A 17,372-nucleotide genomic window follows, 5' to 3' on the forward strand; every position below is an offset into this window, starting at 1 on the left:
TGATTTATAATATATACAAGTTAAAAGCCTTTTTTATATGTAATGTTTATTGATAGTTCTTCATATGCATGATTAATAATATGTTTTCAAAGAGATTTCTAGTATACATCATGTGGATAGATATATATTATTGAATATTTATCCGTGAAAAAAAGAGAAAAGATTTAGCTAAAAAAACAAAAAATATATTTTTTGTTTGATATTCTGTAAAATTTATAGTAAAATATAGCTAAAATCGTTTAATATACCAATTTGGAAGTAATATAAAAAATATAAAATGGAAAAAAGAGGAAAATACGTATTGGTATACAACATGTAACAATATGCTAAAATATGAAACTATTTTTAAGGAGAAGATGTAGATGAGAAAAAAATTTTTATCAATTTTAATTTGTGCAACCATCATTGTTTCCCAAGGATTAGTAAGTCCAACTACAGCAAAGGGTGAAGTGATAAATAATGCAGTTTCTGAAAACGTTATAAAAAGTAAAAAAATTAATGTGATTGTTGATGGAAAATATACCGGAGTTAATGGACAAGAAGTAAATAAAATAAAGATGTTTAGTACGGTACAAGCTGCTATAAATTCAGTGCCAGAAGATAATACAAGTGAAGTTATTATTTATATAAAGAATGGTACATATAAAGAAAAAATTAATGTTACACAACCAAATGTAATATTAAAAGGTGAAAGTAAAGATAAGACAATTTTAACTTATGATGCAGCAGCTGGTACTACTAAGTTAACTGAACATGGGGGAGATGGGATAACAACTTATGGAACAACAGGTTCAGCTAGTGTTACAGTAGGGCCATTAGCAACAGGTTTTTCAGCTGTAAATTTAACAATAGAAAATTCTTTTGACGAAATAGCTCATGCAGACATGGAAAAGAAGCAAGCTGTTGCACTAAAAAATGAAGCTGATCAAAGCGTTATTGTAAATTGTAATCTTATAGGAAATCAAGATACATTATATGCAAATAAAAATAAACAATATTTTTATAATTGTTTTATTCAAGGAGATGTTGACTTTATCTTTGGTGCAGCTACTGCAGTATTTGAGAATTGTGAAATAAATTCTGTAGAAAGAGAAGGTGTTACTCCTAAAGGATATGTAGCGGCTCCAAGCACTTTGGTGGATACTTCGTATGGATTCTTGTTTTTAAATTCAAAATTAACAAGTAACATAGATGATGCAGGAAGTGTATATTTAGGAAGACCATGGCATCCAAGTAGTGTAAAGACTCAAGTAAAATCAAGTGTTGTATATAAAAATTGCGAAATGGGAAAGCATATATCTGAAGAAGGCTGGTCACAAATGAACGGACAGTTACCAAAAGATAACTTTATGTGTGAGTATGGAAGTACAGGTGAAGGTGCTAAATCAAATGCAATTAGAAAAGTGCTATCAGATGTAGAGGCTAGTGAGTTTACAAAGGAAAAAGTATTTGCTGGTTGGGATGTGAATAGCAGAGTAAATGAATTAAATTCAATTAACAGTAACTTTTCAACTAATGCAACAAATCAATCAGAACAAGTTAAATGGAATTTTACAAGGTTTGGGGCAACAACATCTGAAGAAAATAACACTGTTCAAGTTGATGATAAGAATAAGACTGTAACATTAACTTCGGGTAGAAAAGATGGTACACATCCTGGAGGAAAGATTGCTGGATCTAATGATGGTATTTCCTATTATTACACTGAAGTAGATGCATCTAAAAACTTTGAAATATCAGCTGATGTAAAGGTTAATTTCTTTGAAAAGATAAAGCCAGATAATCAATGTGGATTTGGAATTATGGCAAGAGATATATTAGGTGTGGAAAATGATGCTTCAGTTAGCCCATCAAATATGGCACTTGTTGGAGGGTACCAAGCTAAGATGATGTCTGTATTTAGAAATGGAGTAACAAAAGATCTTAGCGGAAAAATTACGATGGAAAATCCACACGTGTTCAGTGGAAGACCGGCTAATGATGGTACATCAACATATAAGTTAAAACTCAAAAAAACAAATACTGGATATATTGCAAGTATTGATGATGGTGAAGAAATAACATATTATAGACCAAAACAATTAGAAGTAATAGATAATAAAATATATGTTGGGTTTTTTACTGCTCGTATAGCATCAATTACTGTCTCCAACATTAATTTTACAACTTCAGATGTAGCAACTGATCCAAAAGGATTGCCAGAACCTGAACAAGTAGTAGTTCCTGCTGTAAATGTATTATCATCAAAGGATACAGGATCTTCTAAATATAAGTTGTCTCTAAATAATACAGTAGAAGGAAATATAAGTGTTAAACAGGATGGTAACTTAATTTATGATAGTAAAGTTCAAAAGAATGAAGAATTAAATATAGATACAAAGCTTAATCTTAGAACAAATCAATTTGAGATAACTTATATACCTGCTAAAACATCAATCAATGCAGATGTAACTCCTAGAACAATTACTCATAATGTATTATATAAGAGTTATGGAGTAGAAAATGGAGATGTATACGTTTCTCAAGAAGGTACAGCAAATGGAAGTGGTTCAATTGATAACCCAATAGATATTAGCACGGCATTAAAATATACAAATGATGGACAAACTATCAAAGTTAAAGGTGGAACTTATAGTTTAAAATCACCATTGAAAATAAATAAAGATAATAGTGGTACTGCAGAAAAAATGAAAACATTAACTACCTATGATGGTAAAAGAGCTACTTTTGATTTTAACAAAACATGTGATGGATTAACAATAGGAGGAAGTTACTGGCATGTATATGGTATTGATTTATGTAATACAGCAGATAAACAACATGGAATAACAGTATCAGGTAATAATAACATAGTAGAAGATGTTAAAACTTATAAAAATGGAGATACAGGTCTGCAAATTAGTGGATCACTAGACGATTCAAAAAATAAGTGGCCTAAAAATAATCTAATTCTAAATTGCGAATCGTATGATAATATGGATGGAGCAATGAATAATGCAGATGGATTTGCAGCAAAAATCAGTGTCGGATCTGGAAATGTATTCCGAGGTTGTATATCTCATAATAATTGTGATGATGGATGGGATTTGTTTTCAAAACTTGAAGTTGGATCAATTGATCCTGTTTTAATTGAGAATTGTGTAGCTTATCAAAATGGAAAGCTAACTGATGGAACTCTTACAAAAGGAGATGGTAATGGATTTAAGCTTGGTGGTGAAGGTATACCAGTTAAACATGCTCTTAAAAATTCAATATCCTTCGGAAACTGTGCTGCAGGGATAACTGGAAATAGTAATCCTGCAATTATAGTGGAAAATTGTATATCGGTAGATAATGATGTTAACTATAGCTTGGATTATTATACAGGAGCTATTCTTAATTACCAATTGAAAAATAATATTTCTTATAGAACTATAGCTGGTAAAGCAGATTCAGTTCCTGATATGGTAAGAGGAGAAAATAATTACTTTTATAATGGCACAGATACTGAGAATATAGATGGTAAAAGAATTGAAGCATCAGCATTTAAGAGCACAGAAATGCCTAAAACTATAGGAAGAGATAGTAATAATAATATAGATTTAGGTAGTTATATGGTTTTGGTTGATAATATCTTTGGAGATAATACTGATCCTAAAAAAGAAAATACTAAAGGGGATAGGAAATCTATAATACAAAAGACAGCAGGCGAAGTTATATCAACTGAAACTAATAATGGTTTAGAAAAAGTTAGTAGTGCAAAAACAGGAGATGTAGGGGCGTTGGGAGTTTTTGGATTAGGATTTGCTTCGTTAATAGGTACGATTATTAGTAGAAAAAGAAGATAAGAGTTATGTACAGAAATTTAGTAGGATATATAATTTATCTTCTGTAGAGCTTAGAAGGTTACTTTAAAAAATTTATTTTTAAAGTAACCTTTTGTTTTTGTAAAGAACTTAGAATACATTTAGGATAATATGAATAGATATATTATAAGTTATTGTATAGTTAATCGCTTTACTAAAAATCAACTTAGTAAAAAAGCTTATGCAAATCAATTTGGAGGTATATATATGGAGGATTCATGGATAGAACCTAAGATGATTGATTTTGGAAATAATGAAATGAATAAAGCGGAAGAAACAATTAACAAAGAATGTGATGAAATTTATAAAGAAGACAATAATGCAACGAGAAAGCAAAAGAGAAAATAATATTTTTGAGAAGAGGGAGAAATTCAATGAATGATGCAATTCTTCCTCTTTTTGTAGAGGTATATGATTGTTAGGATTTATTTACAAAATCATATAAATTTTGTATAATGATTTAAATTTGTTAAAGGTAAAATATTTAGCTAAAGGATGGTGAAAATATGGGTAGTATCTTCGAAGAATTAAGAACATTAAAGGAATATAAATATGATTTAGGTAAAAAAGAGCTAGAGTATATTTACATTTCTGAAAGTATGCCAGTTAATGAACAATTAGATCTAGCGGATTATCTCATTGAAGAAATAAAAGATATATACGATAAAAATATTTTATACCCTAAGTTTCACTTAGAGGATATTCTATTAATTTATTATATGAATCCACTTATAAATAAGATCAATATTTTAATTATGGAAAATGTATTGAATGAAGTATGGGTAAGAGAGTTTACAGAAAATTTAATATATAAATCAGAGACTCCTTGGCATGTAAAATTAGGATTAATCTTATCTAGTAGATATCTATCGGAAGAAAAATTACCGGAGCTTTTTGATGTTTTTTCTAGAAGTGGGGAATATATTTTTTATTTAATGAATACTATTAGAAACCTTAAGGGATATAATAATTATTTAGTTGAACTTTCAAAGAAATCTAAAGGAACTATTAAAGTATTTGCTATAACTAATATAGAATATTTTAGTCCTAAAATAGTTTCGTATATGATTGAAGAAGGATATAAAGACGAGATATATGAAGAACTTTTAATTAATTATATTTTTACTACTATTAATTTAGAAAGATATTTAGAAAATATTGATAAGAAAAGGTTAGATAATTTGTCATATTTAATATGCAGCTATTTAAGGAAAAATGAATTTTCTATAATTAAATCTAAATATAATCTAATTGGAAATTATCTTTCCTTAGTAAATAGTATTGGCGATAATTTTGAAAATCTAAATTCAATTTTCTTAATAAGAGAAGGAATAGCTCAAGATGAAACTCTAGAGTGTGATATAGAAGAGTTGGAAAAAGAATTAAATAACTTATTGGAAGATGAGAAATGGATTGATGTGTTTAAGAAGGGGATTAAAGATAAAGAAGGATTAAGTGAAGATGTTATTGCTTTGGCAGATTTTTATGATTATCAATTAGAGTATAAAGATTTATTTCTATATTTAGAAAGAGATCATAAAGATTTTAATATATACTGCTATCTAATTGAAGAGGGCAGAAGGGAAGATAAATTAAAACTTTTAAATTATTTCACAAATCATTTTTGTATAGATAAAATTTGTAGAGGGGCACAAGATATAGATGATAAGGAACTAAGCAAAGAAAATATAATATCTATTATATTTTCTTTGCTAATTAAATCATTAAAAGATATCTATCCATATGGTAAGGAAATTGCATTAAAAGCCTTAAGTGGAGAGATTAACAAGATTAGAGCTGAAGCTATAAACTATCTTTCTAGGTATAAGGATGAACTTAATGAACAGCAGTTAGAAGAAATAAAAGTAGCTTATAATAGTGAACCAAATGAAGAGGTAAAGTTTAAGATGAAAACATTGTTGTTTAGTTGTGAAGAAGGGAAAAAGGAATATATAGATATAAACAATAAATCTATAAATGAACATATTAGTGATGTTTATTTATTAACAACAGATGTAGTAGGATGTCAATATAGATATAGAAGATCATTAGAGGATGAGCTTGAAAATAGTAAGATATTTTATTTGCAAATAGAAGAAAATAATTCTTATGATAATAGAGCGATTAAAGTCGCAGGAGAAAGTGGGTTCGTTATTGGTTACATTTCAAGAAGCGATAATTATATTTTAAGTAATTTGTTAAAAGGTAAAAAATATTTATATGGTAAAATTGAAAAATATAATCTTGAAAATAATTCTATAAAAACAAGAATATATTTAAGCTATAAGGATGTAATTGAATCTATAAATGATACTATTTCGATGTTGCATGGAAGTAACACTGGAGGATTTTTGAATTAAAGTTTAAGTAAATTTATTATTTGAAGTTAGTGGTAATAATATTAACTCTATCTTTTCATTGCTTTAAATAAATTTATTATATGATAACATTGACAATAGATTCATTAGGTGGTATTCTTAACGAAAGAAAAACCTTTAATTTGATCCAGAGAGGTCAGTAAGGAAAGTTATTTAAACCATTATGAACTAGGATTATTACGCCTTCCTTTAAATTAAAGGAAGGCTTTTTTATGTAATATGTTGATTTAAATATACAGTTAATGCAAGGTAATAAAAACATTAACATATATTCAAATATATAACCTTTAATTTTAGCTCGGAGAAGTTAAGAAGGAGTGAGAACATTAATGATGAATAAACATTTAATAGACCCAATGGATTTTTCAGTAGAAGAACTAGATGAAATCTTCGAATTAGCACATCAAATTATTAACGATCCTAAAAAGTTTTCAAAGATATGTGATGGGAAAATTTTAGGTACTCTTTTCTATGAACCTAGTACAAGAACAAAATTTAGCTTTGAAGCAGCGATGATGAGACTAGGTGGCAAAATCTTAGGTTTTTCGGAACCAAATTCCAGTTCGGCATCAAAAGGTGAAACCCTTGCAGATACTATAAAAATGGTATCTATATATACAGATATAATTGCAATGAGGCATCCTAAAGAAGGATCAGCGAAGGTAGCAAGTCTTTATTCCGGTGTTCCAATAATAAATGCAGGTGACGGAGGTCATCAACATCCAACTCAGACACTAGCAGATTTACTTACAATAGAATGTTTAAAGAAAGGCTTGAGAGGGCATACTGTAGGAATTTGTGGAGATTTAAAATACGGTAGAACTGTTCATTCACTAATAAAAGCTATGTCTAGATATGAAGGAACTAAGTTTGTATTAGTATCGCCTAAGGAATTGAAGGTTCCAAATTATATTAAACAAGAATTTATTGAAAAGAATCATATAGAGTTTATGGAGGTAGAGAGACTTGAGGATGTAATGGAGAAAGTTGATATTCTTTATATGACAAGGATTCAAAGAGAAAGATTCTTTAATGAAGAGGAATATTTAAGGTTAAAAGATAGTTATATATTAGATGCAGAGAAAATGAAATATGCACGAGAAAATATGATTGTAATGCATCCTCTTCCAAGAGTGAATGAAATAGCAGTTGAAGTAGATGATGATAATAGAGCTGCCTATTTTAAACAAGCAGAATATGCAATGTATGTAAGAATGGCGTTAATGTGTAAGCTTTTGGGGGTGGTGTAGATGTTAGAGATAACAAGTATTAAAAATGGGCTTGTAATAGATCATATTATTGCAGGTATGGGAATAAAAATATTTAATTATTTAAACTTGGATAAATCAAAAGATAGAGTTGCATTGATAATGAATGCTGAGAGTAAAAAGCTAGGAAGAAAAGACATAATAAAAATTGAAAAAGATAATTGGGATGATATAGATTATACAGTTCTTGGACTTATGTCACCATCAATAACTATAGATGAAGTTAGAAATTGTGAAGTTTACAAGGTAAAGCCGAATTTACCGGAGAAAGTCACAAATATATTAAAATGTAAAAATCCAAGATGCATAACTGGAGTTGAAAAATATGTTCCCCATTCATTTGTTCTAATGAATAAAGAAGAAGGGACATATAGGTGCGAGTATTGTGATGATATAACAAAATTATCAGAAGTTTAGTTGAGGTGGTTAGATGAATTTATTGATTAAAAATGCAAGAATATTAGATTGTAGCCAAGATTTTTTGGGCGATTTATACATAGAAAATGGATTAATAAAAGAAATAGCTTCTGAAATTAATAAAGAAAATGTAGAAAGAATAGATGCTAAAGGCTTAACATTAATGCCATCTTTTATCGATACACATGCTCACTTTAGAGATCCAGGTTTAACTTGGAAGGAAGATATTGAAACGGGATCAAAAGCAGCCTTAAGAGGTGGATATACAGGCGTTTGCCTAATGGCAAATACCAATCCCGTAGTTTCAAGTAAAGAAACTTTAGAATATGTAAGGAGTAAAGGAAGAGAATTAGGTCTTATAGATATACATCAGTGTGTTTCTATTACAAAAAATTTTGATGGTAAGACTTTAGAACATCTAGAACTAATTAAGGATGATAAAGGAATTAAAGCTATATCAGATGATGGCAAAGGCGTTAAGGATTCAAGAATAATGATGGAAGCTTTAAATAAAGCTAAAAGCTATGGTTGGATAGTGATGTCACATGCTGAAAGTCCGGAATTTTCAAATTTAGATATGAGGCTTGCAGAAGATATGATGACTTTAAGAGATATAGAATTGGCAAAGTATACTGGTGGCAGGCTTCACATGGCACATGTATCAACTAAAACTTCAATGGAGTATATAATAGATGCAAAACTTAAGGGAGCTAGCGTAACTTGTGAGGTAACACCTCATCATATATCATTAACTAGAGATATTAATGACTATAGAGTAAATCCACCAATAAGAGAAAAGGAAGATGTGGAATTCTTACATTATGCAATAAAGAATGGTTTTGTAGATACAATTGGAACAGATCATGCACCTCATACAGCAGATGAAAAACTTAAAGGTTCACCTGGAATGGTAGGTCTTGAAACTGCATTTTCTATTTCTTATACAACCCTAGTTAAAGGAAATGTGATTTCCCTAGAAAAGTTAAGTGAGCTTATGAGTAAGAATCCTGCAAAGCTTTTAGGTATGAATAAAGGGACTATAAGTGTTGGGAAAGATGGAGATTTAGTTCTTGTCAATCTAGATGAAAAGTATAGGGTAGATTCAAGTAAATTTGCTTCTAAAGGAAAAAATACACCATTTGAAGGTATGGAGTTTTATGGTGAGATTGAAGCGACAATAAAAAAGGGGAAAGTCTTATATAAGAAATAGGAGGAATTTTATGAGTACAATAATGGATAAACTATACAAAAGAGTTGAAGAAAGAGGAGTTGTTTGTGTAGGGTTAGATACATCTATTGATTATGTTCCAGAACATATAAAAAATGAGAGGTCAGAAGAAGATGCAATTTTTATGTTTAATAAACAAATAATTGATGAAACAGTAGGTGTAGCAGCATGCTTTAAGGTTCAAATAGCTTATTATGAAGCTATGGGGATTTCAGGAATGATGGCTTATACAAGAACTCTAAAATATTTAAGAGAAAAAAATGCAATAATAATTGCTGATATTAAACGAGGGGACATAGCTGCAACAGCAAAGATGTATGCAAAAGCTCATTTTACTGGAGATTTTGAGGCGGATTTTATTACATTAAGTCCTTATATGGGAATGGATAGTATAGAACCTTATTTGCCTTATCTAGAAGGAGGGGAAAAGGGTATATTCAGTTTAGTTAGAACGTCTAATAAGGGAGCTGAAGATATAGAATATTTAGATACAACTTCAGGAGATAAAGTTTATCACATTGTTGGTGATAAGCTCATGAGTATAGGCGAAAAACTTATATCAAAATGTGGTTATCACCCTTTAGGTGGAGTTATAGGCTGTACTCATGTAGAAGAAGGAAAAGCTTTAAGGGAAAGGTTTAAATCTATGTTTTTCTTAATACCTGGTTATGGGGCACAAGGTGGTAAGGCAGAAGATGTAGCTATGTATTTAAATAATGGCAATGGTGGAGTTGTAAATTCTTCAAGAGGAATATTGCTAGCTTACCAAAAAGAAAATAGACCAACTGAATTTGCAAAATGTGCAAGAGAAGAAGTAATAAGAATGAGAGACGAAATAAGAATGGCTGTAGATAAACTTTAGGGAGGAAATTATGAGTATTACATATAGAAGATCAAAGATAATCTCAAATGAAAAAGTTGTTGATAATATATATAAAATGGTATGCCAAGATGAAAATGATATAAAGCCTGGGCAATTTTATATGTTAAAACTAAACGGACAAACTTTACTTCCAAGACCGATAAGTATATGTGAAAAGGAAGGAAATAAGATAACATTTCTTTATGCAGTTGTGGGAAAAGGGACTGAAGAATTTTCAAAACTTGTGGAGGGAAATGAAGTGGCTTTAACAGGGCCTTTAGGAAATGGGTTTAATATTGATGAAAATCTAGGGAAAGTGGCTATAGTAGCTGGAGGTATAGGAACAGCTCCTATGGTTGAAGTTTCAAAAAGACTTAGGAATAAACATAAAGATGAAATTATAGATGTATATGTAGGTTTTAGAGATGACATATATTTAATAGAAGAATTCTCAAATTACGCTGATAAAGTTGAAGTAGCAACTAATACGGGAAAGCATGGACATAAGGGGTTTGTAACAGAGATATTTAATCCGGAAAAATATGATACAGTTCTTTGTTGTGGACCAGAGGTAATGATGAAGGCAGTTGTTGATATGTGCAAGGAAAAAGGAGTTAAAGTTTACATTTCAATGGAAAAGCATATGGCTTGCGGAGTAGGTGCTTGTCTAGTGTGTACATGTAAGACTAAAAATGGAAATAAGAGAACTTGTAAAGATGGTCCGGTTTTTGATGGAAGCTATGTAGAATTGTAAGCCAACGGAGGTATGGAAATGTTAAAAGTAAATATAAATGGAATTGATTTCAAGAATCCTGTTATTGCAGCTTCAGGAACCTTTGGTTTTGGTGCGGAATACAATGATTTTTATGATGTAGGAATACTTGGAGGGATATCTTCAAAAGGATTAACTTTAAAACAAAAAGAAGGAAATGATGGAATAAGAGTGTTTGAAACTCCATCAGGGATGATGAATTCAGTGGGACTTAATAATCCTGGAATAGATGGATTTATAAAAAGTGAACTTCCTAAAATGGAGGAGTTAGGTACAAATATATTAGCTAATGTTGGTGGTGGATGTTTTGATGATTATGCTGAAGCGGTGGAAAAGATTAACAATACAAATGTACAGATAATTGAACTTAATATATCTTGCCCTAATGTAAAGGCTGGAGGAATGGCCTATGGAATTAAGTCAGAAGTAGCTTATGAATTCGTTAAGGAAATCAAAAAGATAGCCAAAAAGCCATTAATGGTTAAACTATCACCAAATGCAGAAAATATAGTTGATATGGCGTTGAAATGTGAAGAAGCTGGAGCAGATTCATTGAGTTTGATAAATACACTAAAGGGATTAGCTATAGACGTATATAAAAGGAAGCCGGTTTTTGATAATGTATATGCAGGTCTTTCTGGTCCAGCAGTAAAACCAGTAGCATTAAGAATGGTTCATGAAGTAGCGAAGGCTGTTGAGATACCAGTTATAGGACTTGGAGGGATTTCAACTGGTTTGGATGCAATAGAATTTATGATGGCTGGAGCTAATGCTGTTCAAATAGGTACAATCAACTTTAGTAATCCGTTAGCAGGTAAAGAGATAATAAAAGAGATGGAGAATTTCTGTAAGTCACAAGGAATAAAAGATATTAACGAAATTGTAGGAATTGTTTAGGAGGAATTTAGAATGAAATCATATAAAGAAGAGTTTATAGAATTTATGATAGAATGTGGAGTTTTAACTTTTGGAGATTTTGTTACAAAGAGTGGGAGAAAAACACCGTTTTTTGTAAATACAGGAAATTATAAAACAGGAAGTCAGTTGAAAAAACTTGGAGAGTTCTATGCTAAGGCAATAAAAGAAAAATTTGAAGATGATTATAATGTAGTTTTTGGTCCTGCATATAAAGGAATTCCCCTAAGTGTTACAACTACAATAGCATTATCTGACATGTATGGTATTGATGTTAATTACTGTTCTAATAGGAAAGAAGTAAAGGATCATGGAGATAAAGGTATACTACTAGGAAGTAAGATAGGTGATGGAGATAAAATACTTATAGTTGAAGATGTAACTACAGCAGGAACTTCCATTTATGAAACAATGCCTATTTTGAAAGAACAAGGAAATGTAGATGTGACTGGGTTAATAATTTCGGTTGACAGGATGGAAAGAGGGCAAGGGGAAAAATCAGCGTTGGAAGAAATTAGAGAAAAATTTGGATTTAAAACTTGTGCTATTGTTACTATGGCAGAGGTGAGAGAATATTTGTACAACAAAGAGATAAATGGAAATATAATAATTGATGATGAAATAAATGCTAGAATTGATGCTTACTATGACATATACGGAGCAAAGTAAATAATTTTAGAAATCAGGGAGAAATAATTTTGCTAGCATAATTAAAAAAAGCTAACTATAGCATTGGCATAATGATATAGTTAGCTTTTTATCATGAAAATAATGTGTGATTAAAATAAGAATAATAAGATTAAGTTAGAATTAAGATGAGAAAGTCAGTATAAAGAATATGAATATTAAAAATACAAAAAAGTAAAATTAATCATATTGTATTAATTGACGAAAATTAATATAATATACTTAATAATAATACGTTTATTTAGATAATTTCGTAAAAAAATATAGTGAATGCTAATAAACGTGCTTTAATTAATATGGTATCTGCTATTTTTATAAAAGGATTTATAGGTCGAAACTTAAAATAATAAAGAAATTATGCTAAAATCTTTATAAAAATAAAAAAAAGTTATATATTATAATGAAAGAGACTTGAAAGGATAGGTTGTATGAGAAGAGAAAATGATATTATAGGAAAAGGTTCAAATTGTGGGCTATACGATTCAAGATTTGAACATGATAATTGTGGTATTGGGGCTGTAGTTAATATCAAGGGAATAAAAACTCATGAAACCGTAGCGAACGCCCTAAAGATTGTTGAGAATTTGGAACATAGAGCAGGTAAAGATGCTGAGGGTAAGACTGGTGATGGAGTAGGAATATTACTTCAAATATCACATGAATTCTTTCTAGAAGCTGTAAAGTCTTTAGATATAAATTTAGGCTTTGAGAGAGATTATGGAGTAGGAATGTTCTTTTTTCCACAAGATGAATTAAAGAAAAATCAAGCAAAAAAGATGTTTGAGATAATTGTAGAGAAAGAGGGATTAGAATTTTTAGGATGGAGAGAGGTGCCAACAGACGCTGGAGTACTTGGAAGTAAAGCTGTTGATTGCATGCCTTGTATAATGCAAGGTTTTGTGAAGAGACCTAATGATATAGAACAAGGATTAGAATTTGATCGTAAACTTTATGTGGTTCGAAGGGTATTTGAACAAAGTAACGATAATACATATGTAGTGTCATTATCTAGTCGTACTATCGTATATAAAGGAATGTTTTTAGTTGGACAACTTCGATTGTTCTTCAAAGATTTGCAAAATCCATTATATGAATCAGCAATCGCTTTAGTACATTCACGTTTTAGTACAAATACAAATCCGAGCTGGCATAGAGCTCATCCAAATAGATTTATCGTTCATAATGGAGAAATTAATACAATCCGTGGTAATGTAGATAAAATGCTTGCGAGAGAAGAAAATATGTCGTCCCGATATTTAGAAAAGGACATGCATAAAGTAATTCCAGTTGTAAATCAAGAAGGATCAGATTCAGCAATGCTTGATAATACGCTTGAATTCTTAGTAATGAGCGGAATGCCATTACCACTTGCAGTAATGATTACAATACCAGAGCCATGGAGTAAAGATAATAGTATAAGTCAATCTAAAAAAGATTTTTATCAATATTATGCTACAATGATGGAACCATGGGATGGCCCAGCTTCTATACTTTTTAGCGATGGCGATATGATGGGAGCAATATTAGATCGTAATGGACTTAGACCATCTCGTTATTATATAACTGATGATGATTATTTAATACTTTCTTCAGAAGTAGGAGTGCTTGATATTGATTCTTCTAAAATTATTGTAAAAGAAAGATTAAGACCAGGTAAAATGTTACTTGTTGATACTGTTAAGGGGGAGCTTATTGACGATGAAGTATTAAAAGAACATTATGCGCATAAACAACCATATGGAGAATGGCTTGATAGTAATTTAATAAAATTAAAGGATCTTAATATTCCAAATAAGAGAGTGGAAGAATATTCGAATGAAGAGAGAGCAAGACTTCAGAGAGCTTTTGGATATACATATGAAGATTTAAAAACAGCAATTCTTCCAATGGCTAAAACAGGAGCAGAACCAACTGCTGCTATGGGAGTGGATAGTCCGCTGCCAGTTTTATCTAGAATGAAACAACCATTATTTAATTACTTTAAACAGCTTTTTGCACAAGTAACTAATCCACCAATAGATGCTATAAGAGAAGAAATAGTTACATCAACATCTGTATATATTGGGGAAGATGGAAATCTTCTAGAAGAAGAAGCGATTAATTGTAGAGTTTTAAAAGTCAATAATCCAATACTTACAAGTACTGATTTATTGAAGATAAAAAATATGAAGGTAGATGGATTTAAAGTAGTAGTAATTCCAATTACTTATTATAAGAATACATCATTAGAACGTGCTATTGAGCATCTTTTCCTTGAAACTGATAGGGCATATAGAGATGGCGCTAATATTCTAATACTTTCAGATAGAGGAGTAGATGAAAATCACGTAGCAATACCATCACTTTTAGCAGTTTCAGCGCTTCAACAACATTTAGTTAAGACAAAGAAGAGAACTTCAGTAGCTATGATACTTGAAAGTGGCGAGCCAAGAGAAGTACATCATTATGCAACTTTACTTGGATATGGTGCATGTGCGATTAATCCATATTTAGCACAAGATAGTATAAAAGAACTTATTGATAATAAAATGCTTGATAAAGATTACTATGCAGCAGTAGATGACTATAATAATGCAATACTTCACGGAATAGTTAAGATTGCATCTAAAATGGGGATATCTACAATTCAATCTTATCAAGGATCGCAAATTTTTGAAGCAATAGGAATTAACTCAGAGGTTATAAATAAATACTTTACAAACACCGTAAGTAGAATTGAAGGAATTACTATTAAGGATATTGAGAGACAGGTAGATGAACTTCATTCAACAGCTTTTGACCCACTTGGACTTAATGTGGATTTAACTTTAAACAGTGTAGGTAGTCATAAGCTAAGAAGTGAAAAAGAGGAGCATTTATATAATCCTCAAACAATTCATCTTCTACAATCAGCAACGCGTAATGGAGATTATGAAACGTTTAAACAATATACTTCACTTATTAATAGTGAAACAGATATTGGGAATCTTAGAGGCTTATTAGAATTTAATTATCCTAAGAATGGAATTTCTATTGATGAAGTTGAAAGCGTTGAGTCTATTGTTAAGAGATTTAAAACTGGTGCTATGAGTTATGGATCTATATCAAAGGAAGCTCATGAAACTCTTGCAATAGCAATGAATAAACTTCAAGGAAAATCAAATTCTGGTGAAGGAGGAGAGGATTTAGAAAGACTTACTGTTGGAAAAGATGGTCTTAATAAGTGTTCTGCAATAAAGCAAGTTGCATCAGGTAGATTTGGGGTTACATCTAGATATTTAGTTAGTGCTAAAGAAATTCAAATAAAGATGGCACAAGGTGCTAAACCAGGTGAAGGTGGTCAATTACCAGCAGGTAAAGTATATCCATGGGTTGCTAAAACAAGACATTCAACTCCTGGAGTAGGATTAATATCACCACCACCACACCATGATATATATTCAATTGAAGATTTAGCTCAATTAATATATGATTGCAAGAATGCAAATAAGGATGCTAGAATATCAGTTAAACTTGTTTCAGAAGCAGGGGTAGGTACTGTTGCAGCTGGTGTTGCTAAAGCTGGTGCACAAGTTATTCTTGTTTCAGGTTATGATGGAGGTACAGGTGCTGCACCTAGAAATTCAATATACAATGCAGGACTTCCATGGGAACTTGGAGTTGCAGAAACACATCAAACATTAATAATGAATGATTTAAGATCAAAAGTTATTCTAGAAACTGATGGTAAACTTATGAGCGGTAGAGATGTACTTGTTGCAGCTTTACTTGGAGCAGAAGAATTTGGTTTTGCAACTGCACCGCTTGTGACTTTAGGATGTGTAATGATGAGAGTTTGTAATTTGGATACATGTCCAGTTGGGGTTGCAACCCAAAATCCAGAACTTAGAAAGAGATTTAAAGGTAAGCCAGAATATGTAATGAATTTTATGCGATTTGTAGCAGAGGAATTACGTGAATATATGGCTAAGCTTGGAATAAGAAAAGTTGACGAGTTAATAGGAAGAACTGATCTGTTAAAACAAAAAGGAAATGTTAAGACAGGCACTGCTAGTGCAGTAGATCTTTCTAGAATAATCAATAACCCTTATATAGGAGAAAATTATGCTAACATTAGTTATGCTAATAAACAAGTATATGATTTCGAACTTGAGAAAACTGTGGATGAAAAAATTCTGCTTAAGAAGTTGAAATCTGCACTTGATAATAAGGAAAAGAAAATTATTGAAATAGGTGTGACCAATATAGATCGTACGCTTGGAACAATATTTGGTTCGGAAATTACAAAGAAATATCATAATACTTTAGAAGATGATACTTTTGTAGTTAAGTGTAATGGTAGTGGTGGACAAAGTTTTGGAGCATTTATTCCAAAGGGATTAACACTTGAACTTGTTGGAGATAGTAACGACTATTTAGGAAAAGGTCTATCTGGAGGAAAGATAGTGGTTTATCCGCCAAAGGGAGCTAGATTCAAAGAAGATGAAAATATTATAATAGGTAATGTTGCACTATATGGTGCTACTAGTGGTAAAGTATTTATAAATGGTGTTGCAGGAGAGAGATTCTGTGTACGTAACTCAGGAGCAACGGCAGTTGTTGAAGGAGTTGGGGAACACGGTTGTGAATATATGACTGGTGGACGTGTTATTGTACTTGGTAGAACAGGTAAAAACTTTGCTGCTGGTATGAGCGGTGGAATTGCTTATGTATTAGATGAAGACAGAGATTTATACAAGAAGCTAAATAAGGAGCTTGTTTCAACTGAAGGAGTTACTTCTAAGTATGACGTTTTAGAATTAAAAGAAATTATTGAAGAACATGTAAAACATACTAATTCTAAAAAAGGTAAAGAGATACTAGAGAATTTTGGAGAGTACTTACCAAAGTTTAAAAAGGTAATCCCATATGATTATAAGCGTATGCTTATGACAACAGTTCAAATGGAAGAAAAGGGACTTAGCAGTGAACAAGCACAAATTGAAGCATTTTATGCTAATACAAAGAGATAGGAGAGAATA

11 protein-coding genes are annotated in these 17,372 nt (G+C 30.9%); all 11 read left to right on the top strand.

Annotation, left to right across the window (positions count from 1 at the left end; genetic code table 11):
* Positions 1 to 362: 362 nt before the first annotated feature.
* The gene (locus tag H9661_RS08195; RefSeq protein WP_191768181.1) at positions 363 to 3,827 is read left to right on the top strand and encodes a pectinesterase family protein; all 3,465 of its coding nucleotides are present in this window, start codon (positions 363 to 365) and stop codon (positions 3,825 to 3,827) included.
* A gap of 225 nt (positions 3,828 to 4,052) precedes the next feature.
* Entirely contained in the window at positions 4,053 to 4,193 is a 141-nt protein-coding gene (locus H9661_RS08200; protein ID WP_185966759.1) for a hypothetical protein, read from the top strand.
* 158 nt (positions 4,194 to 4,351) lie between these two features.
* Positions 4,352 to 6,205 carry an HIRAN domain-containing protein gene (locus H9661_RS08205; RefSeq protein ID WP_191768183.1) on the top strand — a complete coding sequence of 618 codons (1,854 nt, stop codon included), beginning with the start codon at positions 4,352 to 4,354 and terminating at the stop codon, positions 6,203 to 6,205.
* A gap of 347 nt (positions 6,206 to 6,552) precedes the next feature.
* Positions 6,553 to 7,473, top strand: coding sequence for an aspartate carbamoyltransferase (pyrB, locus tag H9661_RS08210; RefSeq protein WP_143316060.1), 921 nt, complete (start codon positions 6,553 to 6,555; stop codon positions 7,471 to 7,473).
* Positions 7,474 to 7,908, top strand: a complete 435-nt coding sequence (locus H9661_RS08215; RefSeq protein WP_143316059.1) for an aspartate carbamoyltransferase regulatory subunit — start codon at positions 7,474 to 7,476, stop codon at positions 7,906 to 7,908.
* 13 nt (positions 7,909 to 7,921) lie between these two features.
* Positions 7,922 to 9,118: a dihydroorotase gene (locus tag H9661_RS08220; protein WP_191768185.1), complete on the top strand. Its 1,197-nt coding sequence runs from the start codon at positions 7,922 to 7,924 to the stop codon at positions 9,116 to 9,118.
* Positions 9,119 to 9,128: 10 nt separating this feature from the next.
* Positions 9,129 to 9,998, top strand: a complete 870-nt coding sequence (gene pyrF, locus H9661_RS08225) for an orotidine-5'-phosphate decarboxylase (protein WP_191768187.1) — start codon at positions 9,129 to 9,131, stop codon at positions 9,996 to 9,998.
* A 10-nt stretch (positions 9,999 to 10,008) separates the two neighbouring features.
* The gene (locus H9661_RS08230; protein WP_143316056.1) at positions 10,009 to 10,752 is read left to right on the top strand and encodes a dihydroorotate dehydrogenase electron transfer subunit; all 744 of its coding nucleotides are present in this window, start codon (positions 10,009 to 10,011) and stop codon (positions 10,750 to 10,752) included.
* An 18-nt stretch (positions 10,753 to 10,770) separates the two neighbouring features.
* Positions 10,771 to 11,667: a dihydroorotate dehydrogenase gene (locus H9661_RS08235; protein WP_143316055.1), complete on the top strand. Its 897-nt coding sequence runs from the start codon at positions 10,771 to 10,773 to the stop codon at positions 11,665 to 11,667.
* A gap of 12 nt (positions 11,668 to 11,679) precedes the next feature.
* Entirely contained in the window at positions 11,680 to 12,354 is a 675-nt protein-coding gene (pyrE, locus tag H9661_RS08240) for an orotate phosphoribosyltransferase (protein WP_191768189.1), read from the top strand.
* 446 nt (positions 12,355 to 12,800) lie between these two features.
* Complete coding sequence (gltB, locus tag H9661_RS08245; protein WP_191768191.1) at positions 12,801 to 17,363, top strand: glutamate synthase large subunit; 4,563 nt, start codon at positions 12,801 to 12,803, stop codon at positions 17,361 to 17,363.
* Positions 17,364 to 17,372: the final 9 nt, after the last annotated feature.

This window comes from Clostridium cibarium (assembly GCF_014836335.1).
GTDB lineage: Bacteria > Bacillota > Clostridia > Clostridiales > Clostridiaceae > Clostridium > Clostridium cibarium.

Coding starts and splice junctions, on each gene's coding strand:
- H9661_RS08195 (WP_191768181.1), top strand. CDS start 363: ATGAGAAAAAAATTTTTATCAATTTTAATTTGTGCAACCATCATTGTT.
- H9661_RS08200 (WP_185966759.1), top strand. CDS start 4,053: ATGGAGGATTCATGGATAGAACCTAAGATGATTGATTTTGGAAATAAT.
- H9661_RS08205 (WP_191768183.1), top strand. CDS start 4,352: ATGGGTAGTATCTTCGAAGAATTAAGAACATTAAAGGAATATAAATAT.
- pyrB (WP_143316060.1), top strand. CDS start 6,553: ATGATGAATAAACATTTAATAGACCCAATGGATTTTTCAGTAGAAGAA.
- H9661_RS08215 (WP_143316059.1), top strand. CDS start 7,474: ATGTTAGAGATAACAAGTATTAAAAATGGGCTTGTAATAGATCATATT.
- H9661_RS08220 (WP_191768185.1), top strand. CDS start 7,922: ATGAATTTATTGATTAAAAATGCAAGAATATTAGATTGTAGCCAAGAT.
- pyrF (WP_191768187.1), top strand. CDS start 9,129: ATGAGTACAATAATGGATAAACTATACAAAAGAGTTGAAGAAAGAGGA.
- H9661_RS08230 (WP_143316056.1), top strand. CDS start 10,009: ATGAGTATTACATATAGAAGATCAAAGATAATCTCAAATGAAAAAGTT.
- H9661_RS08235 (WP_143316055.1), top strand. CDS start 10,771: ATGTTAAAAGTAAATATAAATGGAATTGATTTCAAGAATCCTGTTATT.
- pyrE (WP_191768189.1), top strand. CDS start 11,680: ATGAAATCATATAAAGAAGAGTTTATAGAATTTATGATAGAATGTGGA.
- gltB (WP_191768191.1), top strand. CDS start 12,801: ATGAGAAGAGAAAATGATATTATAGGAAAAGGTTCAAATTGTGGGCTA.